The following is a 24,903-nucleotide window of genomic DNA, read 5'->3' on the forward strand; positions in this document are numbered from 1 at the left end:
ATGCTGGACAATGGAGTAGCAGTAATCGAGCGTAGCTATAATCACCAAGAAATTTGGTGTTTAGTATCTCGTGATCTAAGAGATTACTATGGAGAAGCAATCCATAGAAGTTGGTTTAGTAAAATATATTTTATGGAGTGTACAACTCATAATGTGGTGTTATCTACTCCAACAAATTTTATTCGTGATTGGGTTAAATCTCATTATTTAACTGTTATTTTGCAATTTTGGCAACATTACGACCAGAATATTAAAGTTATTGAGCTTATTACCAAGGTGTTATCAACTCAGGAGCAAGAACTGTTATCACCTAATGTGGGTACACAAATTGTTGTAGAAAGTAGTAGTAAGCAAATATTGGGTTCAGATAATAGTTTTGCAAACCTCGATCCACGATTCACTTTTGAAAATTTTGTTGTTGGTCCACCGAATGAACTTGCTTATGCAGCAGCGAGAGCGGTGGCAGAATCACGAAATGTAGTCGTTGAGTCTAATCCGTTATTTCTTTATGGTGGTGTTGGTCTTGGCAAAACTCATTTAATGCATGCAATCGCGTGGTACATAAGACATCATAATCCTTTGCGAAAAGTGATTTATATGTCAGCAGAAAAATTTATGTATCAGTTTGTTAAAGCTTTGCGTAATAAAGATGTGATGTCATTTAAAGAAGAGTTTCGTTCAGTAGATGTGCTAATGATTGATGATATTCAATTTATTTGTGGTAAAGATAGTACTCAGGAAGAATTTTTTCATACCTTTAATGCCTTAATTGATAATAATCGTCAGATGGTTATTTCTTGTGATCGATCTCCATCAGATCTAGACGATATAGAAGACCGCATTAAATCAAGACTCGGTTGGGGTTTGGTGGCTGATGTCCATAGTACTACCTATGAATTGCGGTTAGGGATTCTGGAATCAAAACTCGAGCAAATGAATATTCATATTCCACAAGATGTAATTGAGTTTTTGGCTGCTAAAATAACTTCTAATGTTAGAGAGTTAGAAGGAGCTTTAAATAAGGTAATAGCACATTCTACTCTTGTAAATAGAGAGGTTAACCTTAACAATACTCAGGATATATTACGTGACTTATTACGTTCTAATGAAAGAATTATCACTATAGAGGATATTCAAAGAAAAATTGCTGAACGTTATAATATTAAAGTGTCGGATATGTCGTCACCACGTAGGGTAAGATCGGTTGCAAGACCAAGGCAGCTAGCAATGTATCTGTCTAAAATACTAACCCCCAAAAGCTTGGCTGATATTGGCAAAAAATTTGGTAAAAAAGATCACACTACGGTAATGCATGCAATCAAGAAAATTGAAGAATTATGTGCGCTTGATGTAGAATTTCGAGAAGAAGTTAGTACCTTAACTAGAATATTACAAAGTTAATTTTCGTGTCATAGGAGTATGGAATAATGAATAAAAATGATCTGGAAATTATTGTTGAAACCAGAGAGTTAGTGCATGTATTAACTTTTGCCAATTCAGTGGTAGAAAAAAGGCATGTAATAGCAGAATTAGGCAATGTAAAATTAGCTACTATAGATAATAGCCTGGAAATTGCAGCAACAGACATGGATTTATATTTTAGTCAGAATATTGGTGCACAAATATTAAAATCAGGAGTTACTACCGTATCTACCAGAGTATTAACTGATATTATCAGAAAAATACCGGATAAGGAAATCAGAATCAAACAAACTAGTGATGGTAATCAGCTAGAACTAATTGGTAAGAATTGCTTTTTTAGCTTGCCGACATTGCCGGCAAGTCAATTTCCAGAGATGGATACCATAAAAGCAGAAACCGTGTTAACCGTACCTTGCTCAAGCCTAGTTAGATTAATTGACTGTACACAATTTGCAATGTCTACAGAAGAGACTAGATATAATTTAAATGGTATCTATTTGCATGTAAAGGAAAATCAACTTTGTGCTGCTGCTACTGATGGTCATAGATTATCGGTAGTTTCCGTAGAAATAGAGGCAGTAGTACAGGAGTTTGGTATTATTTTACCACGTAAAACTGTGCATGAATTATTAAAATTAATAAAAGATCCTAGATATGCGAATGCAGATATTGAAATATCTTTGGCAGTTAATAAAGTAAAATTTGTTTGTGGTAATGTAATTATTGTGTCTAAACTAATTGATGGTCAATTTCCAGAATATTCTGCTTTTATTCCCACTGAAAGCAATCATAAGTTAACTGTAAACCCTAAAGAATTAGCTAATATTATTGATCGAGTGGCAACTGTCACTATCGATAAATTCCGTGCCATTAAAATTACTTTAACCGATGCATTTATGCAGGTTACTGCTTCAGGTGAGGCAAGGGGAGTAGCAAAGGAACAATTGGCGTATTCTGAAATATTAGAAAATTATTGTATTTTTGAAGGTAATAGCGGAATCACTATAGGGTTTAACCCTAAATATTTAAGTGATGTATTAAATATTATTAAATGCGATCAAGTAGAATTACATTTTAAAGATTCTTTCTCTCCTGCTTTAATTAAAGTTCTCGAAAATCCCACAGATTATTTTGTGATTATGCCGGTAAAAGTATAAAACTTATATAGTTGGCACTTAAGTGAGTATACCGCAGATACCTCAATGAGCTATGCTCGTTAAGTTGAGAAAAAAGAGACGATACAAATCGTCAATCTTTGAGGTCATGTATGGTCGCAATCTAGATGTAGTTACTCGTTTTACTAGGCTCTGTGAACATTTCTCCATAATGGCCTTATCTTGCGTTGTTTTCGTCCTCGAATCCAAAATAAACTGAAGCAGCTGCGCGTCGAGAGAGCGAGAACGCTATATTAAGATCCGCTCATTACGTAGAAATGTTCACAGAGCCTAATGTAGTTTTTAATGGTTTATTGTGGATGCGAGTGCCAGAGGCACTCACATTATCCGCAAGAATGTAGAGTTTGTGAGAAGAAGTCTAATATAAATTGTTGATTTTAATATCTGATTTGGCTATTCTAACTCAACATTTATTTCAGGCATTTGATGACGAAAGAAGAGCTGATTACATTTATGGGTACGGTACTTGAATTATTACCCAATGCGACATTTAGAGTTAAATTGGAGAATGATCATATCATCATCGCTCATACCTCAGGTAGGATGCGCAAGAATCGTATCAGGATACTGATTGGTGATAAAGTGACTATCGAAATGACACCATATGATTTGACTAAGGGGCGTGTTATTCACCGCCATTAGTAGCTCGGTGAAAATTGAGAATTGCGTTGTCGCTCTCGAAGAATCTGCGATGCTCGCGTACCAAAGTGTACGCTGTGCTTCTCAGACGGAGGAACTCCTAGCACTTCTGCAATTTTGACTGTTGTCGGCTAATTCTTCACTTTGGTTTACCAATTTTTGTTATTATTTAGTGTCTGCTACTTAACCATACGCGTCAAGTTAAGGAAATGTAAGTAATATAATTCGTCATTGCGAGGCGTTGCCGAAGCAATCCAGAAAATAAAAACATGTTTAACTGGGTTGCCGCGACCACTAACGTGGTCTCAGCTCAGACGAATTATATTACTTACATTTCCTTAACTTGATGCGTATGGCTACTTTAACTTAACATCAGAAAAACATATACGGAATATAGTACATGTCTGGTTTGCCGATTATTTTAGCATCACAATCTCCTGCCAGGTTAGCGCTACTTAAGCAGGTAGGAATCACTCCTGATAAGATCATTGCGGCAGATATTGATGAATCATCAATGCGTAGAGAATTACCGCTGCATCTTGCAACTCGGCTAGCTTTAGCTAAAGCAAATAAAATTACCAATCAAATAGAGCAGGGAATTGTAATAGCAGCTGATACTGTAGTAGCTACCGGTAGGAAGATATTGCCTAAGGCTTTGAATAATGAAGATATTAAAGATTGTTTGCAAGAGCTTTCTGGTAGGCGTCATCGAGTATATACCGGCGTTTGTGTTATCAGGAAACTTGATGGACAATTGCAGGTCCGACAAAAACTAGTGCAAACAGTTGTCAAGTTTAAGAATCTAACTAATCAGGATATTGCGTTTTACTGTGACTTAGGTGAGGGATTAAATAAAGCTGGTGGTTATGCTCTGAGTGGCTTTGCTGAATCTTTTGTCATATTTCTTTCTGGATCTCATTCCAATGTTATTGGTTTGCCTTTATATGAAACTTTAAATATGTTAAATTCACTCAAAATTTTGACTGAGAGATAATTTTTTAAATGAGAGCATATGGCGGGGCATTCAAAATTTAAAAATATTCAACATCGTAAAGGTGCACAAGACAAAAAACGTGCAAAGATGTTTACTAAATTAGTGAGAGAAATAATTACAGCAGCTAAATTAGGAGGAAGCGATGTCCAAAATAATCCTAGGTTACGTAATGTAATTATTGCAGCACGTACTCATAATTTACCAAAAGAAAGAATAGAAAAGGCTGTAAATCAAGCTAGTAGTGATACTGAAACAGATAATTATGTAGAAATGCGATATGAAGGGTTTGCGCCATCGGGTATTGCGATAATTGTTGAAACTCTTACTGATAATAAAAACCGAACAGCGGCTGATGTGCGCGCTGCTTTTACCAAATTTGGTGGAAATTTAGCTGAAACTGGTAGTGTAAGTTTTATGTTCGATCATTTAGGAATGATACAATATGATGCTGCAATTGCAACTAATGATGTTATACTTAATGATGCAATTGAGTTGGCTGCAAATGATGTAGTGTCGGACGATTTATATCACTATATATACACTGAGATCGATAAATTTTCAGATTGTCTTAATTTTCTCACGCAAAAATATGGGGAACCAATTGAATCATATATCGGCTGGAAACCACATGATATCATCACTGTTGATGATCACGCTGCAGCTGAAAAATTACTTAAATTGGTAGATATTTTAGAAGAAAGTGATGATGTGCAAAGAGTATTTAGTAACTATCAAATATCAGATGAAGTACTAGCTTCGTTTTAACTTTAGAAATAGTAAATTAGGTTAAGTTTGTGAGTTGTCAAATTATCATTTTGGCGGCAGGAAATGGAAGTCGTATGGCTTCAGATTTGCCAAAAGTAATGCATGAGGTTGGTGGTAAGCCAATGATTGCAAGAGTGTTATCAAACACTCTTGCTGTGACTGAAGATATTGTTCTAGTTTATTCTGAGCAACTAAAACCTCATTTGGCTCCTTATAAAGAATTTTGTAAGTTTGCTTTACAAAAGCAGGCACTGGGCACTGCTCATGCTGTATATTGTGTATTGGATTTAATCGCAGAACACGTACCTGTAACTGTGGTATATGGTGATAATCCTTTTATTTCTTCATCGATTATTAAAAAGTTATTAAATCATTTAATATCAACAAATTCAGCTGTAAGTACTTTAATATTTGAGCGTAATGATCCTGGACAATATGGAAGAATAGTTACTGATAAATTTGGTAATCTTGTTAAAATTGTTGAATTTAAACATGCTAGTGAAGAAGAAAAGAAAATTACTTTATGTAATTCAGGAGTTATGGTATTTGCACCAGGTATATTAAAAAAATATATACCATATTGTGTAACACCAGAGCAAAAATTATCCAGTGAGTTTTATCTAACAAGTATAATTGAGATATGTCAGAATTATAATGAAAAAGTATCTTATTTATTATCTACTGATAACCAAATTGTAGTTGGTGTAAACACTCAACAGGAATTACTTGAGGCAAATAATATTATAAAAACACAGCATGAAGTATAACAAAAAGCACTTTAGGAAATGTTCAATAAATCATACGTGTTAAGTTAAAGAAAATTAATACTCAACCGTCAAGCTTTGAGACCACGTTAGTGGTCGAAGCAATCCAGTTCTTTGCACTGCATTTACTGGATTGCTTCGAGTTTTAGCTCTTGCAATGACGAGTTAAATACACTATTCATCATCACGAAAATATATTGCACCCCCCGGTTTAACATCAACATGTTGGAAATGATTATTTAGTTCTATTTCTGTGTTACCGATAAAAGTAACTATAATTCCATCCTCTACTAATATACTGGAGTGTAAAAAGCTTTTTGCAGTATTGTAAACTTCTTGGTCAAGGTTATTGGTTAATAAATTTATTGTTACTGATTGAGTAAATCGCCAAATAATAGCATTATTATCTATGTAACCATTCTTGCTGTAAGATGGAAGAAAATCCCAAGCACTATCTTCTATTGTCATACATCATCTCTTAATAAATTTTAGTTAAAGTTATAATACCATAAATAGTAAAAAAAACAATAGATTTATTAATAATTATAAATATTATTTAAATAATAATTTAAGTAGATCTTTTGCATAATATTTATTGCTATTTTTATATTTTTATATTACTAAGTTAGTTACAAAAATATAGGTAATGCATGAAGTTATTTCTAAATGAGTCTATTGTTAATTATTTATTGATGGAGTCATCTTTTCAGGCGCAATTAGCAGAGTTTCACTATTTTCCGTGTTATGTCGGTAAAGGAGATTTTATTCTCATTGCTGGAACCTCAACTGTCGGCAAATCATCTATTGTTAAAGGTTTAAAAGAGCTAGAGCCAGATCGTTTTGAAGAAGATCTTGATTTGCGTCGTGATCCACGAGACCCAACAGATCCATCGATGCAGTTTGCAATGTTTGATGACGCCATCAATCATTCATTAAATGGAAGATCGGTGATTATGCATGCTGATCAGAGTAGTCACTTTTTAGAATATCTTTCTACGCAAAATATTATTTTACCATTGAGATCAGTGTTGATATTTTGTCCGTTTACAGAGCTTTTAAAACGATTAGAAGATCGTAATGATCAGGCTCAACAACAAGATGGTGATATTAAAAATTTTCGTGATCCTTTAGTGCCACTTGATCAGTTTAGTAGAATTTATACGCAAAAACAAAGCTCCGAAGAAGCGTTGGAGCTACTTACTCGATCGCAAGTAATAGCGGCCTATAATAGCCAATTTGATAAAATGATTGCCTATGCCAGAAAGGCATTGCATCTACTGCCCACAGATGAACAAATTGCGATTGATAAGACTCTTTCCTTAAAGGAATTCTTATTAAATCTCGGTTTCAATGAAAAATTGGAAATTGTTGAAATTGCGCCAAGACATGCAACACATTACGATCTTATCTTTAATAGTGATGAGCTTAATTGCATTGAGATAGCAGGAGCTCTTCATGCAGAAACTATGATTTCTCTAGCTGAATAGGTGAAGGTACAAATGAGAGTGTTCGCTAAACTAAATTATATAAATTGAAATAATACTCGTCTCTTTTTCCTTAGCTTGATGCGTATGGTTTATTGAACACTCTTTACAAAGCCTCTCTCGCAAAATTCACTTTTGAAAGAGAGGTTTTGTTAACAAGCGGTACTATTTAGTACCAAGTGTATTATTGATTATTAGTTTTGTAGATCTAGATTAATTTCATTATGCTGTTGTCCAGCAAGATTGGTTTGTATTACATTATCATGAACTTGAAAGTCTACAAAAGGGACTGTAGAGTTTTTTTCATGTGATGCAACAAGTTTTATAGTGCTCTCTACATGTTGTTTAGTCCAATCGTTTAACGCTTGTTCTGTAACCACTGCGCCACCGTTAATGAATGTTTGAGCAGAATCTTTGATTGCCTGTTTAATTCCGTCATCTATATTATGCTTGCTTAATTCGTCATTCAATTTTTCTTCTAATAATTTAGCACCTACTTCTATTACTTTTTCAATCACAGGTTTGCAGCAAGTGCAAATCTTTTTTACAATATTAGTAAAACTTTCCCAACAGCCAGCCATAAATTTTCTCCATATAGTTAATTTATAATTAAAATATTAACATATAATAAACCAACTAAAACAGGAAAATATGTTTTATAATTAAGTTATTATTTAATGTGAGTTTATTGTAACACAACGGTTTAATGCATTTTTTGGCCATTAGATACTTTGAGATCAGCAGCGATTAAACAAATACTGTCGTTTGCATCAGCAAAACCAACCAGTAAAAATTGAGAGAGAAAACCGGCGATATTTTTCTCGCTTAAATTTACACAGCCAACAATAGAGCGTCCTAGTAGAGATTCCGGTGTGTAATGTATAGTAACCTGAGCTGAGGTTTGAAGAACGCCTATCTCAGATTTGTGTGTCGGGATGATGTTCAGTGTGTGCAGGAGGTAGATTATGGCAAAATTTGCTTAAACATAAAACTCCAGATTTAAGTAATTCTTAAATACGGAAATTCTGCTTGCAGAAGTTTTAGCACTTTGTTTAAATCATTTTTGCTTTTGATAATTAAAAGAATAGTATCATCTCCTGCTATTGTTCCTAGGATTCCAGAGTCTGAATTACGATAGTTTACATATTTCTGGTCTATAAAATAAGCAAGGCTACTAGCATTTCCTGGATGAGTATGCAATATAATCAAGCCAAATTCTGAGATTTGAATATTAAGCACAATGGGGAGAGTTGGCATATTTAAATCTATCGCTTTATATACCCCACTGACTTTGGCAATTTTTAATTTCTTTAATCTTCTGCTAAGAGTTGCTTGGGGTATATCATGTCCTCGTTCTTTTAGCATATTCTGTAAATCTATTTGCTCATGAATTTCATGACTCTGAATAATACTTAAAATATGACCATCTATTGCGTTACTGCGTGACATCTATAAACCTCTAATAAATGAATATGTAATCATTATTATTGAAATAATATTCATAAATCATTGACAATGCAAGTAGGAATTTGTATATTCATAAAGTGAATAAAATATGAATATAGGTAGATTATGAAAAAATATATTACCAGTTTACTAGTTGTTTCAACGTTTTTCTTTGCAGGTTGTAATAATAAAGAATCCGCAAATATTCTTAAGTTTGGCACTTCTGCTGAATATCCACCATTTGAATATTATGACCATGGTGAAATCAAGGGTTTTGATATTGACTTGGCTAAATTGGTTGCTAAGGAATTAGGAAAAGAAGCGGTTTTTGAAAATATACAATTTAGCAGTATTTTGCCGGCTCTTACGGGCGGGCAGGTTGATATAGGGATTGCTACTATAACAATCACTGAAGAACGTCAGCAAAATTTTGATTTCTCAGAACCGTATTATAACGAGAATTTTGCTACATTGTATAAAGATGAGCAGCCTATTACCAATAAATCACAATTATCCGGTAAGAAAATTGCCTGTCAGCTTGGGTCGACCATGGAAATATGGTTAAAAGCTAATATCCTTAAAGCAGAAATAATAGCTGTTGATCATAATAATCAAGCTGTAGAAATGTTAAAGGCAGGCAATTCTGATGTTGTTTTTGTAAATGGGGTGCAGGGTGCCATATTTAGTAAAGAAAACCCAGGTTTATCTTATGCGGTTATTGCTGAATCCGGCGATGGCTATGGCATGGCTTTTAATAAAGGTTCACCATTAAAAGATAAAGTAAATCTTGTTCTTAAAGCTTTAAAGGCGAGGGGTGAAATTAAAAAACTGGAAGCAAAATGGATGGAGAATATTGAATGGAAAAATTAATTCAGCATATTTCATTTATAGGTGGTGGAATTTTACTTACTTTACAACTTTTAATTGGTGGCATTCTTATCGGATTATTATTTGGGGCATTGTTAGCAATATTGCGATATAACAATATTGCCAATACTGTTATCAATCGTTTTATTTCAATAATACGTGGTACACCATTAATTTTACAACTTAGTTTTGTATATTTTCTGGCACCGATAATCATTGGAATTAAGTTAAATATTCTAGTAGCTGGCATATTAACTTTTGGATTAAATAGTTCTGCTTATATCGCAGAAATTCTAAGATCAGGGATTGAAAGTCTATCAAAAGGACAATTTGAAGCGGCAAAGACTTTACAAATTCCAAATTTTTATATGTGGAAAGATATAATCTTGCCGCAAGTTGCTAGAAATATCTTGCCGGCAATGATAAATGAAGTAATCGGGTTGCTTAAAGAGACTGCTTTAATTTCAACAATTGGCGGCATGGATCTGTTACGTAGAGCCCAAGTAATAGCAGCTGAGCAATTTACTTATTTTATACCGCTTTGTATAGCAGGTTGTTATTATTATGGCTTAGTCTTATTAATTGAATATACTGGTAAAAAACTTGAATTGAGATGGAATTATGCTAAGCATAAATAATATTTACAAGAAATATGGTACTAGCTTAGTCTTAAATAATATTAACTTGAACATAGAAACAAATAGTATTGTTGGTATTGCGGGGCCTTCTGGTGGAGGAAAATCAACCTTACTTAGATGTATTCAAAAATTGGAAGAGTTGGATTCCGGGGAAATCATATTTACTGGTAAAAGTGGTTTTATGTTTCAAGATTTTCAGCTTTTTCCGCATATGACTATATTGAAAAATTTGGTTTACGCACCAAATATTCATGACAGAAAATCGCTAGCTAATCATAATAATAATGCTATTAGGCTATTGCAGAATCTGGGCATGGCTGATAAGGTGGAATGTTTTCCTCACCAATTATCTGGTGGACAAAAACAAAGGGTTGCTCTGGCAAGAAGTTTAATGATGCAACCTGAAATATTACTTTGTGATGAGCCTACTTCTGGTTTAGACGTGGCCACTATCATCGATGTGGTGTCTTTATTAATCTCTATACGCGATATGAAAGTAACTATGGTAATAGCCTCACATGATTTAGATTTCATAACTAAGATTGCTGATCGTGTGATATTATTAAAAAATGCAACGGTAGCAGCTGATGTCAGGTTACAAGATTTAGAAAATCCGATTCAATATTTAAAGGCTTTTTATTAAAATTATAATAGTTTATTAAACATTCTCTATTTTGAGGTAATAATAGACCTCTTGCATAACCTAGAGACGGTTGAGGAATTTTTAGGAGACACGCAGGCGAGTACCGCAGCGTACCCTTGTACGTGAAGAACGGAGACAAGTTTTGACAACAAAATTACCAACCGGAATAGGTTATGCAAGAGGTCTAATGAATAATGATATATTTTATCTTGATCCAAGATTAAGTAATGATAGCTTTGAACTGATAAACCTTGCATTAAGTAAAGTAATGCTGGTAAATAATTCTTTCTTTCCATGGGTTATGTTGATACCTAGAAAAAATAATTTAAAAGAAATAATCGACTTAAATCAACAAGACAGAATAATTTTGATGGAGGAGATAAGTTTAGTTTCTCAAGTGATGATTGATGCCTTTGCTCCAGATAAATTAAATATAGCAGCTTTAGGCAATATAGTACCCCAGCTACACATTCACATTGTTGCCAGATATAGTCATGATCTTGCTTGGCCTCAACCGGTTTTTGGTGGTGATAAGAAAGCTTATGATCCGAATGTACGTAAAGATATAACCGATAAATTAGTAAAGCTCGTAGAAAGCAGATGGCAACCAACATGAACTTAGCTGAATTTCATCAAAAATATGGTTATGAACAATCTACTGTTGTTATGCAACAATATTTGGATCTTAAATTTGCTCATCTTGATTATTTGCTATTATTTCAAATGGGTGATTTTTATGAATTATTTTTTGAAGACGCAATTCTAGCTAGCAAAATCCTTGGTATTACTTTAACTAGGCGCGGCAAAATCGGTGAAGATGCTATTGCTATGTGTGGTGTTCCAGTGCATGCATTGGAACATTATTTAAATAAATTACTTGAAGCAGAACAGAAAGTTGCCATTTGTCAGCAGCTCGAAACTCCAGAAGATGCAAGAAAAAGAGGAGGTTACAAGGCGATAGTTAGAAGAGAAGTAACACGAATTATAACCCCTGGTACTATTACTGAAGATATATTAGTAAGTACAGCAACGCCAAATTATTTAACCAGTGTAGTCACAGTAAAAGATAAAGCAGCAATCTGTTATGTGGATCTGTCTACATCTTTTATTGCTGTAGTTGAATTGCCGTTATCGGAGGTGGTTAATGAGCTGGCTAAGCTGGCTTCAAAAGAAATTTTATTAAGTGATAGCCTAAGAGCCGGAGCATTAGCAGAAGCAATCCATAAGTTATTACAACCAATTACTTTTCAGGTTAATAGTTTTTTTAGCACCAATAAAACTCTAAAAATTATTTTAGATTTTTATAATATCTCGGATATCAGCGCTATTGGCGAAGTTTCAGAATTACAGATCAGTGCTATTGGTAGTATTCTTGAATATTTATCATTAACTCAAAAACAGCACCTAAATAAGTTACCTTTCCCTAAAATTGTAAACTACCATCATTTCATGAATATTGATATTGCTGCTAGGCGTAACCTGGAATTAACGGTAAATCTTAGCGGTCACGTTAAAGGTAGTGTTTTAGGTGTTATTGATCATACTATTACCAAAGCTGGTAGTCGTCTTTTATATCAATTCCTATCCGCTCCCTTAACTCAGATTGCGGCCATAAATGACCGTTTAGCAATAGTTGATTTCTTTTATAATAATTTAGTAATAACAACAAAAATCAGGGGCTTATTCAAAAAAGTTGACGATCTTGAACGTTGTTTGACGAGAGTAATTATGGGTCGTAGTTTACCTAGGGATTTATTAGGTATAAAAAATACTCTGGCTGTAGCTCTAGAAATTAAGGCGCTGTTTATCAGTAATTTTAGTATAAAGTTAGCTGATAATATAGAGCACTTAACTCAATTTTTATCCGGAGATACTGAATTATATGAGCTAATCAGTCAATCGATACTGGACACTGCTCCAAATAGTTTAAGTGAAGGCGGCATTATTCGCCCTGAATATCACCCACGAGTAGCAGAATTATACATGTTAATCAATGACGGTAAAACTCATATTGATAAGCTTAAAATAAAGTATCAGCAGGAAACTGGTATTGAAAATTTAAAAATATCGCATAATAACGTTATTGGCTTGTTTATTGAAATTACTGCACGTCATAGTAATAAAATTACTGATGAGCAGTTTATCCACCGGCAAACTACTGCTAATGCGGTGCGTTATACTACTGTTGAGTTACAGAAACTGGAAAGTGATATGGTTAATGCGCGTAGTCTGGTGGTAGCCTTTGAACAGGAGTTGTATGTTAAGATATGTCAGCAAGTTATTGATAAATCAACTATTATAGCTAGATTAGCTGAGAGCTTAAGCGCTCTTGATGTATTTTGTAATCTGGGTTACATTGCTGATGAATATAATTATACCAAACCCGAAATTGTTGATGATAGTAGTTTTGTGGTAAATGCCGGCAGACATCCGGTCGTAGAAAGAAGTCAGAACATCAATAGTAAATCATTTACTCATAATGATTGTGTTCTTTCTGAGCAAAATCGCATTCAGCTATTAACCGGACCAAATATGTCTGGTAAAAGTACTTTTTTAAGGCAGAATGCGATTATCACCATCTTAGCGCAAATTGGAAGTTTTGTGCCGGCAAGTTTTGCAAAAATAGGCATAGTTGATAAGATTTTTAGTCGTATTGGTTCTGGCGATGATCTGTTCAAAGGGCAGTCTACTTTTATGGTTGAGATGCTAGAAACTTCAGCAATTTTAGCGCAAGCTACCAGTAAATCACTGATTATTCTTGATGAGGTTGGTAGAGGTACTTCAACTTATGATGGTGTTGCTATTGCTTGGGCGGTACTTGAATATGTGCATGATACTTTAAGATGTAGATGTTTGTTTGCTAGCCATTATCATGAATTGATTAAGCTTGATAAATTATTACCAGCTTTAACTAACTATACTATGGATATTGAAGAACTAGGCAATGAAATTTTATTTTTACACCGAATCATTCCAGGCCATGCTGATAAATCATATGGAGTACATGTGGCTCAGCTTGCTGGACTGCCGTCAGCAGTAATATTAAGAGCCAATGAAATTTTACAGAAATTTGAAAATATTAGTGATAAACAGGAAAAAAAGATATTAAATACTGAATCTAATAATTTAAGTTTATTTAATTTCAATAATAGCGCTCAAGAAATAAAAATAGCGAAATACAGTAAGATAGTACAAGAACTTGGTAGTATCAATCCAGACAATTTATCACCAAAAGAGGCGTTAGAAGTACTCTATATCTTAAGAAGCATGATGTAAATTATGAGGAAATCAGTAAATGGTAAAATCTGGCAACAGAATCCATTAAACGAAAATTATATTCGAGATTTAAGTAATCAGTTAGTAATCAGTGATTTGCTGGCAAAATTATTATCATTTAGAACTAGCTCGCTGACAGAGGCTTCTGAATTTTTATCGCCAAAAATCAAGAACTTATTACCAGATCCTCTGCATTTACTAGATATGGATAAAGCGGTTGCCAGGACAGTCACTGCAATCAAAAATAAGCAAAAAATTTGTATATTTGCTGATTATGACGTTGATGGTGCTACTTCCAGTGCCTTGCTCAAATTATTTTTTCAAGATATTGGTGTAGCAGTTGATATTTATGTTCCGGATAGAATTCTAGAAGGATATGGCCCAAATATGACGGCGATGCAGCGTATTCGTGATGTTGGTACAGAATTGGTGATTACTGTAGATTGTGGCACGGTAGCTTTTGAGGCTGTAGAGCATGCCAATAATATTGGACTTGAAGTAATAGTAATCGATCACCACCTAAGTGTTGAGGGAATACCAAATGCCATTGCCGTGGTTAATCCAAATCGTATTGATGAAATTAGTGAATATAAATACCTAGCGGCCGTTGGAGTGTCGTTTTTATTTATTGTCGCATTAAGGACAAAGCTGATAAATGATGGTTACTTTAAAGGACAGTTACCACCAAATTTAATGCAATATCTAGATTTAGTAGCACTTGGAACCGTATGTGATGTGATGCCGATAATTGCTTTAAATAGGGCTTTTGTTGCTCAAGGGCTTAAAATAATGCTGCAACGTCAGAATATTGGCCTTAAAACATTATGTGATAATACTAATATAGCAGAGAAATTAAATTGTTATCATTTAGGCTTTGTTATTGGTCCACGGATCAATGCTGGTGGTAGAGTAGGGAAGGCTAGCCTTGGTGCAAATTTATTATCTACTAATATAATAAGTGAAGCTATAAAATTTTCTCAGGAATTGGAAGTATATAACAGTGAACGAAAGACTATAGAACTGCTAATACTTGAAGAAGCAATCGCAAAAGCAGAAGCTCAAAGCAGTGAAAATATACTGTTTATTGTTGGAGAAGGGTGGCATATAGGAGTTATTGGCATTATCGCAAGCCGGTTGAAAGATAAGTTTAATAAGCCAACAGCGGTGATTGCATTAAATAATGGTATAGGCAAAGCTTCGTGTCGTTCAATTAAAAATATTGATTTTGGTAGTAAGATTATTAATGCTAAGCATCAAGGCCTAATTGTAAATGGAGGAGGTCATGCAATGGCTGGAGGTTTTACTGTGGTGCAAGAGCAGTTAACGGCGCTTCAACAATATTTTAATCAGTCATGTTCGCTTGATGAGATGAGTGTTGATGAACAGTGTATGGTTTATTATGATGCAGAGCTAACCAGCAAAAGCCTAACTCCAACATTTATGGAAGAGATAAACCGTTTAGAGCCATTTGGTAATGGTAATCCTGAACCAATATTTAAATTCTCTAATCTCTTTGTCTTAAAAGCAAATATTGTTGGCACTAATCATATTAGTTGTTTATTAGCTCCTAATAAAGATAGTTATAATAATAAGTCGATCAGCGCAATAGCGTTTAATGCGATTGATAGTGCAATTGCTGATATTTTACTAAATGCGAAACCTTATACCTTATCTGTCATTGGTACATTAAAATTAAACAGCTGGCAACAAATGACAAAAATTCAATTGCAGATAAAAGATATTATTATAGAGTGAAGCGTTGTTCATGATTTTAGAAAAAGTCGTCTGAGCTTAGAGCTTGTTAAAAATCGAAGCTATGCACCTAGTAATAATGAAGATAATACTTCAGAAAATTCATCGATGACGGCTTGATATAGTTTACGTTTAAAAGGAATAATAATTATTGGCAATTCTGCAAAACTAACCCATCGCCATTCACTAAATTCTGGATTATACGCGTTAATATTAATATCATGATCGGATCCAGTGAATCTAATCAAAAACCAGCGTTGTTTCTGTCCACGAAAACTACCATTCCACAATTTTGGAATTAAAAATTTAGGCAAATCATAACTGTACCAATATTTACTTTCTGCCAAAATATAGCCCTTATCAGAACCAATTTCTTCTGCCATTTCTCGCATTGCTGCACTGCTTGGAGTTTCTCCGAGGTCAATACCACCCTGAGGCATCTGCCATGCTTCAACTCTAGTATCAACACGTTTACCAACAAACACCATATTTTTGTCATTGATTATCATCATCCCGACTCCTGGCCGATATGGTAAAGTGCTGTAATTTTTTTGCATAATATTATTCACAGATCTGACTCTTTGAATAATTCAGATATTGGCACTAGTTCAATATTATGCTGTTTTAATTTTGGTAGCCAATCTTTTATTATATCTAGAGTAATAGCATAACCATGCACATAAGCTATAGCAGTTTTATCTGTTTTTGCTTGTTCTATTAATAAATCAAGCTTTTTCTTTATTTCTTCATCTTCCGCTTCTTGATCTATTATTATACTAGTTGGCATAATTTGTTTTTTACCTAAGATATATTTCGGTAAAACTGTATTTATATCTTTACCGACTATAAAAATAAGTTTCCTGGCAATCAATTCCTCTAGTATTAAATTTATAAAATTATGGTTATTAATGAAATTTTCTTGATTTTTACTATAGACTCCATGATATCCACTACAAGTAGCTAATATATTTTTTAACTTCTTAATATTTTCATCAGCAGAGAAATTAGTACTAAGTCCATGATTAGTATAATGATCTGTTTCAAATGGTATATTAATGTATATTTCATGACCATCTTCTTTAGCTTTATACAACAAAGGTTTTAAGCTTGTAGTATATGGCAAAAATCCTAAAGCAATCTGAGGTGGCATAGTTAAAGCAAGCTCTGTCAGTAATCTATTTAATCCAAGGTTAGTAATAATTATTGCTATGCGGGGATGTTGAGTTCGGTGAATAAATTTATGGCCATCATCTATTTTTGCTTCTTTATGTTCAGTAGTTTTTTGTTCTGGGCTGGGGTTTAAAACAGCTTCGCTATTTTGAGCTAGTTTTTTTAAATCAAAAAATATGTATTGTTGAAGTTTAGTGGCTATTGCAACTTGCTGTGGTTGAATAACAAATACTCCAAATATTAATAGTGCCAAGGTTGCAGAGCCAAGCAAGATATTAATAATAATCAAATAATTTTTGATACGTTTTTTATTGGTGTACATATCCATATATACATGTGTGCTTTTAGGCTTGAGTTTGAGTATACTGCGCAATAGCTGCGAATTGCTCTTTGATTTTATCAAAGATTCAGGTGCTCACATAGAGCTTACTATGCTGCGCGCCTTCACCTCTCAAAATCAAATTCAATTCTTGAAAGATGAGCAGTATACCATTACTTATTTTTACTTAAAATTAATCCACGAATTAAATCATAAGCTCTAGCAAATTGGTAATCCTTTTTATACAGCTCTGACGGTTGATAATTCTCAGCTTTTTCTATTTTTAATTCTGGCTTATCTTTATCTTTTTTAAGTTTATCTTTGTCTTTTTTTTGCTCATTATCTTTTAAGTCTTTATTATCATTTTTTAAATAGTTTTTTAAAGAAGATTCAGAAAAACGTCTCTCTTCATTTTTTTGTCCAGGATACTCAACTTTTGCTGGCTCAATAATGATATCTGGTTCAATACCTTCAGCCTGGATCGAACGACCTAAAGGTGTATAATATCTAGCAGTAGTGAGCTTGACTGCAGCCCTAGGGCTGACTTGTACAAAAGTTTGAACTGAGCCTTTGCCAAAAGATTTAGTACCAAGAATTATTGCTCGTTTATAATCCTGTAAAGCACCGGCAACAATTTCAGAAGCAGATGCTGACCCCGAATTGATTAAAACTACTATCGGAACATTTGGCGCTTTTGCGGTAAATTTACTAGCAGTAAGCACTGAATTATTAGTATCAGTACGACCTTTAGTACTTACAATAGTTCCTGAGTCAATAAAATATTCACTGACAGCGATTGCTTGATCCAATAAACCACCTGGATTGTTTCGTAAGTCAAGTATAATACCTTTAATGCCACCATCAGCAGTGTTGCTAGCCTCAACACTTTTGAAAGCTTTTTTCATCTCTTGGATAGTATGTTCATTAAATGTCACAATCCTTACATAAGCGATTCCACCTTCTTCTAAATGAGACTTGATTGGTTTGATTTTTACTATTTCTCTGGTTAATTCAACATCTTGTGGCTTAACTTCATCATTTTTAATGACAAATAACTTTACCTTAGTACCAGGTTCACCTCGCATTTCTTTGACGGCTTTATTAAAACCAATGGTCGACACTAATTCATCATTTACTCCAACTATATAATCTCCAGCTTTAATACCTGCTTTGTCGGCTGGTAAGTCATCAATCGGTGAGATTACTTTGATTGCACCATTATCATACATCACTTCAACACCAATACCGCCAAATTCACCTTTAGTCTGATTAATAAAATCGTCTAAATCTTCATCAGTATAATAACCGGAATGAGGATCGAGAGAAGTTAACATGCCATTAATTGCAGAATCAGTCATTTTTTGTTTATCAGGATCTTGTACATAATCTTTATTGATGCGTTCAAAAATTTCCTGAAATTGCTTATAATATATCTGGTTCGATGTTTGTTTATCCGCAAGTGCATATGTGCAAATAAGTAAAACAATATTAAATGTGATTAGGCGTAAATACATATTTAACTACTTTTTAAATATCTAAATTATTTATAATATTTCCCATCTTAATCAGGGCTTGATTCTGAATAAATTCAAAACGTTTTTCTGGTTTTTTGCCCATCAAATCATTTACTATAGTATATGCTTCTTCCTGATTTTGGAGATTTACTTTAAACATTCTCCTGTATTCAGGGTTCATGGTCGTCTCTTTTAATTGTGCTGGGGTCATTTCTCCTAGCCCTTTGAACCTACCAGTTTCAATTTTGCTTTTACTATTTTTTGATAATTTTTTTATTAAAATGGATTTCTGATCTTCGTTTGCAGCGTAATAAGTTTTACTACCTTGTGTCAAGCGATAAAGTGGTGGTTGGGCAATATATAAATGTCCCATAGTGATTAATTTGGGCATTCTAAAGTAAAAAAATGTCATTAGTAATGAGGCAATATGAGCACCGTCAATATCAGCATCAGTCATAATAATAATTTTTTCATATCGTAAATTTTCAATACGAAAATTTTTTAGCGATCCGCAAGCAAGTGCTATTTCTAAATCTTGTATCTCTTGATTATTGGCAATTTTATCCACAGTTGAGTTGGCAATATTAAGTATTTTCCCACGAAGAGGTAATACTGCCTGGTTTTCACGATTCCTGGCTTGTTTAGCAGATCCACCAGCAGAATCGCCTTCAACAATAAATAATTCCGTACCTTGCGCTGTTTCTTTTATGCAATCCGCTAGTTTGCCAGGTAAGCGTAATTTTTGGGTTACGGTTTTTCGAGCAACGTTTTTTTCATTCTTACGGTTAATTCGTAAATCAGCAGTATTTATAATAAATTCTAATAAGCTTGTGGCTGCTGCTTTATTACTACTGAGCCAATGATCAAAATGATCTTTGATAATATTCTCGATAATTTTACTAATAGAAGGTGATACTAATTTTTCTTTAGTTTGTCCTTGAAATACCGGATCTTTAAAAAATACTGACATGATAATGCAAGCAGAATCTAGGATATCCTCAATTATTATCTGCTGAGCCTTTTTGTTTCCTACCATCTCTCCATAAGTTTTCAAGCCACGCAATAAGGCATTTTTTATCCCTTGTTCGTGAGTTCCGCCTAGCGGAGTAAAAATAGTATTACAATATGATTTGATAAAACCAGTGTCATCATGCCATGCAATAGCCCATTCAAGTTTTATAGATTCTTCATTGGCACGGTTACCACTGAAAATATTACCGGCAATTATTTTGTCTTGATCGATTTTAGAACTTAAATAATCCTTCAATCCCGCTGGAAAATGAATAATGGCTTTTGCTGGAGTTGTGGAATCATTAATCAAAGCAGGGTGGCATTCCCATTCTATTTCTACACCCTGATATAAATAGGCTTTTGATTTTGCTAGATCATATAATTTTTGTGGATTAAAGCGTGTTGAGTTACCAAAAATTTCTTGATCAGGACGAAAGGTAATAGCAGTGCCTTTCAATCGTTTTGGCGCATCTGCAGTTTGTAACGGAGTTAAAGGCTGGCCTTTAGCATAGGTTTGAGTAAAAGAAGTGCCTTGTTTATAAACCGTAACTTGTAGATGTTCAGATAATGCATTGACTACCGAAATGCCAACTCCATGTAGCCCTCCAGCTGTTTGATAAACATTATCAGAAAATTTGCCACCAGAATGCAGTGTGGTTAAAATTACCTCAAGCGCAGATTTATTACGAAATTTTGGATGATTATCTACTGGGATTCCTCGACCATTATCAGTAACCGTAATGCTGCTATCATTATGTACAGTAATGCTTATCAAATTTGCAAAACCAGCCACCGCTTCATCCATGGAGTTATCCAATACTTCAGAAACCAAATGATGCATGGCGGTAATATCAGTACCACCTATATACATACCAGGTCTTTTACGAACCGGTTCTAAACCTTCCAGGACTTCTATATCTTTTGCGGTATAGGAAGATTGCTCTTTGTTTTTCAGTTTTTTTTGTTGATCAAAGTTGAATAAATCTGACATATGATTAAAAACTAGTTGAGTAGATGTTGAAGTTATTATAGTCAATTGATTAGAACTTACCAATGACATTCAACGTCTTGAGATCATTCCTTACTTTTTTGTTATTCTGCCCCCCAATATCATCTCGAACCTAACAATGTCATCTCGAGCTCCAATGTCATCCCGAACTTGTTCGGGATCTTATAAAGTCTTGATGAGATCCCGAAACAAGTCCGGGATGACACTCTGTGTTCGGGATGACAAAGAAAGTCGAGATGAAAAAGATAGCAGTAGCAACAAAGGCAAATGAGGAAGTAGAGTAATATTTAACTCTTGCTATACATTCCAGTGATGTTGGTGATGCTTTTTAGCACAAACTCATCGCAAGATCAAATACTTCTATTTCGCTAATGCAAACTCTAAAACTTGATTGATAGTTGCTACCGGCAAGATTTCTAAATTATCTTTAATATTTGCTGGAATATCTTTTAAATCCTTAACATTATCTTGAGGAATTAAGACAGTTTTGATCCCACCTCTACTAGCAGCAAGTAATTTTTCTTTCAACCCACCAATAGGTAGAACTTTACCACTTAAAGTAATTTCTCCAGTCATCGCTACTGTATATTTTACTGGTCTTCGTGTCATTAATGATACTATAGTAGTAAAAATTGCAATCCCTGCAGAAGGTCCGTCTTTTGGAATCGCTCCTTCCGGTACATGTATATGAATATCCAGATCTTTGTAATCTTCATATTTTAAACCAAAACTATCAGCACAAGTTCGGAAACAACTGTAAGCAGCTGCAGCAGATTCTTTCATTACATCACCAAGTTTACCAGTAGTTTTGATGTCGCCTTTACCAGGAAAAGATACTGCTTCAATAGTTAATAAATCACCACCAACTTCAGTATAAGCAAGACCAGTAGTAGCACCAATTTGATCAGTTGCTTCAGCTAAACCAAAACGATATTTTTTAACTCCCAGATATTCTTCGAGATTATCTGGAGTAATAGTTAATTCTAGAATATTTTTATTACTAAGAATTTGTTTTAGTCCTTTACGAGTTAGTGAGCCAATTTCTCGTTCTAAGGAACGAACTCCTGATTCTTTGGTATAATATCTGATCAGTTCCAGAATTACTTCATCAGTAATATGGATTTCATTTTGTTTAACGCCATGCATCTTAAACTGTTTAGGGACTAGATACTTTTTTGCAATTTGCATTTTTTCTGCTTCCACATAACCGGAAATATTTATTATTTCCATGCGATCTAATAATGCACGTGGTAAGTTATAAGTGTTAGCAGTAGCGATAAACATCACATTTGATAGATTATATTCTACTTCTAGATAATGGTCAACAAAAGTGCTGTTTTGTTCGGGATCAAGCACTTCTAGTAAAGCGCTTGCTGGATCTCCTCTAAAATCAGCTGCCATTTTGTCGATTTCATCTAGCAACATTACTGGGTTATCAGTCTTTGCTTTTTTTAATGAATTAATGATTTTGCCAGGCATTGAACCGAGATAAGTTTTTCGATGACCACGAATCTCAGCTTCATCTCTAACACCACCAAGAGCAAATTTAGTATATTTTCTGCCAACTGCTTCAGCTATCGATTTCACTAAAGAAGTTTTTCCCACTCCTGGAGGACCAATAAAACATAATATTGGTCCTCTGATTTTTTTAGAACGTTGTAGTACTGCTAAATATTCAATGATCCGTTCTTTAACTTTTTCTAAGCCAAAATGATCACGATTCAAAATTGCTTCAGCTTTCTTGATATCTATTTTGTCTTTATCAATTTTTCCCCAAGGCAAAGCTACTAGCGTATCCAGATAATTTCTAATCACTGAAGATTCAGCTGACATTTGGTTCATCATTTTCAATTTTTTAAGTTCAGCCTCAGCCTTAGTTTGGGCTTCTTGTGACATTTTTAAGGATTTAATTTTTTTCTCAATATCGTAAAAATCAGACTTTTCATCACCGCCATCTAGCTCTTTCTGGATAGCTTTCATTTGCTCATGCAAGTAATAGTCTCGTTGAGTTTTTTCAATCTGTTTTTTTACTCTATGCTGCAATGCTTGTTCAGTATTGATTTGAGCCATTTCAGCTTCAATAATTTGTATTAATAAATTTGCTCGTTGCAGCAGATTTACTTCATTAAGCAGAGTTTGCTTTACTTCTACTGCGCAAGTTAAATGAGATGATAAAATATTTAAGATATAACTTGGATTTTTTTGCTCATTAATTATATTTAAAATTTCAGGATTAATTTTTTTATTTTGCTGCACATATTCTTTAAAAATGTTTACCACATTTAATGTAACCATATTCAGTTCTTCCAAATCATCAACTTCTTGATCCGGCATAATAGTATAGTTGGCTGTTAACCATTCATGATTAGAAATTTTTGATAGTTCAACTCGATTAATGGCCTCAACTAAAATTTTTGCATTATTATTAGGTAGCTTAATCGTTTGAATAATTTTGGCGATTACTCCAATTTTATAAAGATCTTCAGGTTTTGGGTCATCAGCATTCTGTTGTATCTGAGTAACTAATAGTATATATTGACTACCTTCAACTTTTTGTGCTGCAGAGAGTGCTAAAATAGATTTTTCGCGTCCAACAAAAATAGGAGCTATCATCCCTGGAAATATTACTATATCTCTGAGTGCAAGTAATGGTAGTGTTTGTGATGCTTGCATGTAAAAACCTTGATAAATATTTTTGAATTTTTATAATTCTCAACTTATTAGCTTATATAAGCTGTATTACTCTACATTTCAAGATATACTCGATCAACTTCAAGAATTGGCGTCGTCGTTCTTGAAGATCTGCGGTGCTCACGTACAAGTGTACGTTCCGCTCCTCGACTTCAGAACTCCTAGCTCTTCTTGAAGTTGATCTTCGTCTATTTGACTCAGCAAAGGTGTGGAGTTTATTGTGTTAATCACCAGCAATTATATACTATAAATAAATTTTTATGTTTGATTATATTCAATCACCATCAGTAATAGCTAAAGCTTATATGAGAATAAGTGCATATTTGCATGAAACTCCAATATTGCATTCTGAAACTTTAAACGAGCTGTTGGATGCTGAAATTTACTTTAAAGTAGAATCATTACAAAAAACTGGTGCTTTTAAAGTACGAGGTGTGCTTAACCATTTGCTGGAATTACAAGAACAAGAGCAGTTGCCTACAAAAATAGTTGCTTATAGTACTGGCAATCACGGTATAGGTTTAGCTTGGGTAGCAAAAATGTTAGGAATCAAAGCAAGAATATATCTTCCTAAAAATACTAGCCAAGTAAAACAACAAGCAGCAACACATTATGGCGCTGAGGTTATTTATACTGAAGGCCGAAAGGAAGCAGAGCTGCGAGCAAAAAATGACAGCGCAAATGGCTTTTATTATTTACACCCTTCAGATAGTGATGCAACAATTGCTGGAGCAGGTACTATGTGCTATGAAGCTCTACAACAACTAAAATTTAGTCCTGATGCTATTTTTGCTGCTTGTGGTGGTGGAGGTTTGATTTCTGGAACTTATCTGGCTAAAGAATTACTGTCTCCTACAAGTTTATTAATAGGCTGTGAGCCAATGCAGGCTAATGATGCTTTTCTGTCTTTACAGCAAGGACATATATTTTCGTTTGCAGAGTCTCCTGATACCGTAGCTGATGGTCTTAAAACTCTTGCTCTATCAGAACGCACGTTCTATTACTTGCAAAAAATAGATCAATTTTTACTAGCTGAGGAATATGAGATATATTACTGGACCGCATGGCTTATTCATTTATTAAAAGTAGCTTGCGAGCCTTCATGTGCATTAAACATGGCTTGCGTACAAGACTGGTTAAGGAATCAACAAGGTTCAAAAAAAATTCTCATATTGCTTTCAGGGGGAAATATTGACCCTATATTGTATAGAGAAATATGGAAAGAAGATTATTTGCTAAACAAGCCAAAAAGGTAAAAAATTTTTTTACTTAAGAGTCAATATAGTTGTTGATCCTTAACTGATATAATTATATAATTAATTTA

At 34.0% G+C, this 24,903-nt stretch carries 22 protein-coding genes; 14 read left to right on the forward strand and 8 right to left on the reverse strand.

Annotated features, from left to right (window positions below; genetic code table 11):
• The 6 genes from dnaA to Trichorick_RS00030 all read left to right on the forward strand — a co-directional run bounded on the left by dnaA (position 1) and on the right by Trichorick_RS00030 (position 5,762).
• Positions 1 to 1,401, forward strand: coding sequence for a chromosomal replication initiator protein DnaA (gene dnaA, locus Trichorick_RS00005; RefSeq protein ID WP_323738232.1), 1,401 nt, complete (start codon positions 1 to 3; stop codon positions 1,399 to 1,401).
• A 26-nt stretch (positions 1,402 to 1,427) separates the two neighbouring features.
• Complete coding sequence (gene dnaN, locus Trichorick_RS00010) at positions 1,428 to 2,579, forward strand: DNA polymerase III subunit beta (protein ID WP_323738233.1); 1,152 nt, start codon at positions 1,428 to 1,430, stop codon at positions 2,577 to 2,579.
• 444 nt (positions 2,580 to 3,023) lie between these two features.
• Positions 3,024 to 3,239 carry a translation initiation factor IF-1 gene (infA, locus tag Trichorick_RS00015; RefSeq protein ID WP_316353481.1) on the forward strand — a complete coding sequence of 72 codons (216 nt, stop codon included), beginning with the start codon at positions 3,024 to 3,026 and terminating at the stop codon, positions 3,237 to 3,239.
• Between the two features lie 397 nt (positions 3,240 to 3,636).
• Entirely contained in the window at positions 3,637 to 4,230 is a 594-nt protein-coding gene (locus tag Trichorick_RS00020) for a Maf family protein (protein ID WP_323738234.1), read from the forward strand.
• An 18-nt stretch (positions 4,231 to 4,248) separates the two neighbouring features.
• Positions 4,249 to 4,995, forward strand: coding sequence for a YebC/PmpR family DNA-binding transcriptional regulator (locus Trichorick_RS00025; RefSeq protein WP_323738235.1), 747 nt, complete (start codon positions 4,249 to 4,251; stop codon positions 4,993 to 4,995).
• 74 nt (positions 4,996 to 5,069) lie between these two features.
• A complete protein-coding gene (locus tag Trichorick_RS00030; RefSeq protein WP_323738895.1) occupies positions 5,070 to 5,762 on the forward strand; it encodes a sugar phosphate nucleotidyltransferase in 693 nt (230 codons plus the stop codon).
• A 171-nt stretch (positions 5,763 to 5,933) separates the two neighbouring features.
• Here Trichorick_RS00030 and Trichorick_RS00035 read toward each other — a convergent pair whose 3' ends face one another.
• Positions 5,934 to 6,227, reverse strand: coding sequence for a hypothetical protein (locus tag Trichorick_RS00035; protein ID WP_323738236.1), 294 nt, complete (start codon positions 6,225 to 6,227; stop codon positions 5,934 to 5,936).
• A gap of 182 nt (positions 6,228 to 6,409) precedes the next feature.
• Between Trichorick_RS00035 and Trichorick_RS00040 the strand changes: the two genes are divergently transcribed.
• Positions 6,410 to 7,246, forward strand: a complete 837-nt coding sequence (locus tag Trichorick_RS00040; protein WP_323738237.1) for a DEAD/DEAH box helicase family protein — start codon at positions 6,410 to 6,412, stop codon at positions 7,244 to 7,246.
• Between the two features lie 191 nt (positions 7,247 to 7,437).
• On the opposite strand, the gene Trichorick_RS00045 is transcribed toward Trichorick_RS00040, so the two are convergent.
• Both Trichorick_RS00045 and Trichorick_RS00050 read right to left on the reverse strand, forming a co-directional pair.
• A complete protein-coding gene (locus tag Trichorick_RS00045; RefSeq protein WP_323738238.1) occupies positions 7,438 to 7,824 on the reverse strand; it encodes a hypothetical protein in 387 nt (128 codons plus the stop codon).
• A 418-nt stretch (positions 7,825 to 8,242) separates the two neighbouring features.
• Positions 8,243 to 8,692 carry an arginine repressor gene (locus tag Trichorick_RS00050; RefSeq protein WP_323738239.1) on the reverse strand — a complete coding sequence of 150 codons (450 nt, stop codon included), beginning with the start codon at positions 8,690 to 8,692 and terminating at the stop codon, positions 8,243 to 8,245.
• A 123-nt stretch (positions 8,693 to 8,815) separates the two neighbouring features.
• On the opposite strand from Trichorick_RS00050, the gene Trichorick_RS00055 reads away from it, so the two are divergent.
• The 6 genes from Trichorick_RS00055 (at position 8,816) to recJ (ending at position 15,868) form a co-directional block, all read left to right on the forward strand.
• Positions 8,816 to 9,559, forward strand: coding sequence for a substrate-binding periplasmic protein (locus Trichorick_RS00055; RefSeq protein ID WP_323738240.1), 744 nt, complete (start codon positions 8,816 to 8,818; stop codon positions 9,557 to 9,559).
• Positions 9,547 to 10,194: an amino acid ABC transporter permease gene (locus Trichorick_RS00060; RefSeq protein WP_323738241.1), complete on the forward strand. Its 648-nt coding sequence runs from the start codon at positions 9,547 to 9,549 to the stop codon at positions 10,192 to 10,194. The genes Trichorick_RS00055 and Trichorick_RS00060 overlap by 13 nt, the downstream gene beginning before the upstream one ends.
• Complete coding sequence (locus Trichorick_RS00065; protein WP_323738242.1) at positions 10,178 to 10,837, forward strand: amino acid ABC transporter ATP-binding protein; 660 nt, start codon at positions 10,178 to 10,180, stop codon at positions 10,835 to 10,837. Before Trichorick_RS00060 ends, Trichorick_RS00065 begins: the two co-directional genes overlap by 17 nt.
• Positions 10,838 to 11,024: 187 nt before the next feature.
• The gene (locus Trichorick_RS00070) at positions 11,025 to 11,453 is read left to right on the forward strand and encodes an HIT family protein (RefSeq protein WP_323738243.1); all 429 of its coding nucleotides are present in this window, start codon (positions 11,025 to 11,027) and stop codon (positions 11,451 to 11,453) included.
• The gene (gene mutS, locus Trichorick_RS00075) at positions 11,438 to 14,113 is read left to right on the forward strand and encodes a DNA mismatch repair protein MutS (RefSeq protein WP_323738244.1); all 2,676 of its coding nucleotides are present in this window, start codon (positions 11,438 to 11,440) and stop codon (positions 14,111 to 14,113) included. Before Trichorick_RS00070 ends, mutS begins: the two co-directional genes overlap by 16 nt.
• 3 nt (positions 14,114 to 14,116) lie before the next feature.
• Positions 14,117 to 15,868 carry a single-stranded-DNA-specific exonuclease RecJ gene (gene recJ, locus Trichorick_RS00080; RefSeq protein ID WP_323738245.1) on the forward strand — a complete coding sequence of 584 codons (1,752 nt, stop codon included), beginning with the start codon at positions 14,117 to 14,119 and terminating at the stop codon, positions 15,866 to 15,868.
• 59 nt (positions 15,869 to 15,927) lie between these two features.
• Here the strand turns inward: recJ and Trichorick_RS00085 are convergent, their stop codons facing one another.
• The 5 genes from Trichorick_RS00085 to lon all read right to left on the reverse strand — a co-directional run bounded on the left by Trichorick_RS00085 (position 15,928) and on the right by lon (position 23,561).
• Positions 15,928 to 16,422 (reverse strand): RNA pyrophosphohydrolase, encoded by a 495-nt coding sequence (locus Trichorick_RS00085; RefSeq protein ID WP_323738896.1) that lies wholly within the window; start codon positions 16,420 to 16,422, stop codon positions 15,928 to 15,930.
• Positions 16,423 to 16,430: 8 nt separating this feature from the next.
• Positions 16,431 to 17,363, reverse strand: a complete 933-nt coding sequence (locus Trichorick_RS00090; protein WP_323738246.1) for a divergent polysaccharide deacetylase family protein — start codon at positions 17,361 to 17,363, stop codon at positions 16,431 to 16,433.
• 164 nt (positions 17,364 to 17,527) lie between these two features.
• Entirely contained in the window at positions 17,528 to 18,868 is a 1,341-nt protein-coding gene (locus tag Trichorick_RS00095; RefSeq protein WP_323738247.1) for a S41 family peptidase, read from the reverse strand.
• 13 nt (positions 18,869 to 18,881) lie between these two features.
• On the reverse strand, positions 18,882 to 20,870 hold the full coding sequence (parE, locus tag Trichorick_RS00100) for a DNA topoisomerase IV subunit B (protein ID WP_323738248.1): 1,989 nt from the start codon (positions 20,868 to 20,870) through the stop codon (positions 18,882 to 18,884).
• Positions 20,871 to 21,248: 378 nt separating this feature from the next.
• Positions 21,249 to 23,561 carry an endopeptidase La gene (gene lon, locus Trichorick_RS00105; protein WP_323738249.1) on the reverse strand — a complete coding sequence of 771 codons (2,313 nt, stop codon included), beginning with the start codon at positions 23,559 to 23,561 and terminating at the stop codon, positions 21,249 to 21,251.
• A 278-nt stretch (positions 23,562 to 23,839) separates the two neighbouring features.
• Between lon and Trichorick_RS00110 the strand changes: the two genes are divergently transcribed.
• Entirely contained in the window at positions 23,840 to 24,835 is a 996-nt protein-coding gene (locus tag Trichorick_RS00110; RefSeq protein ID WP_323738250.1) for a serine/threonine dehydratase, read from the forward strand.
• Positions 24,836 to 24,903 lie beyond the last annotated feature (68 nt).

The organism is Candidatus Trichorickettsia mobilis (genome assembly GCF_034366785.1).
GTDB classification, from domain to species: domain Bacteria; phylum Pseudomonadota; class Alphaproteobacteria; order Rickettsiales; family Rickettsiaceae; genus Trichorickettsia; species Trichorickettsia mobilis_A.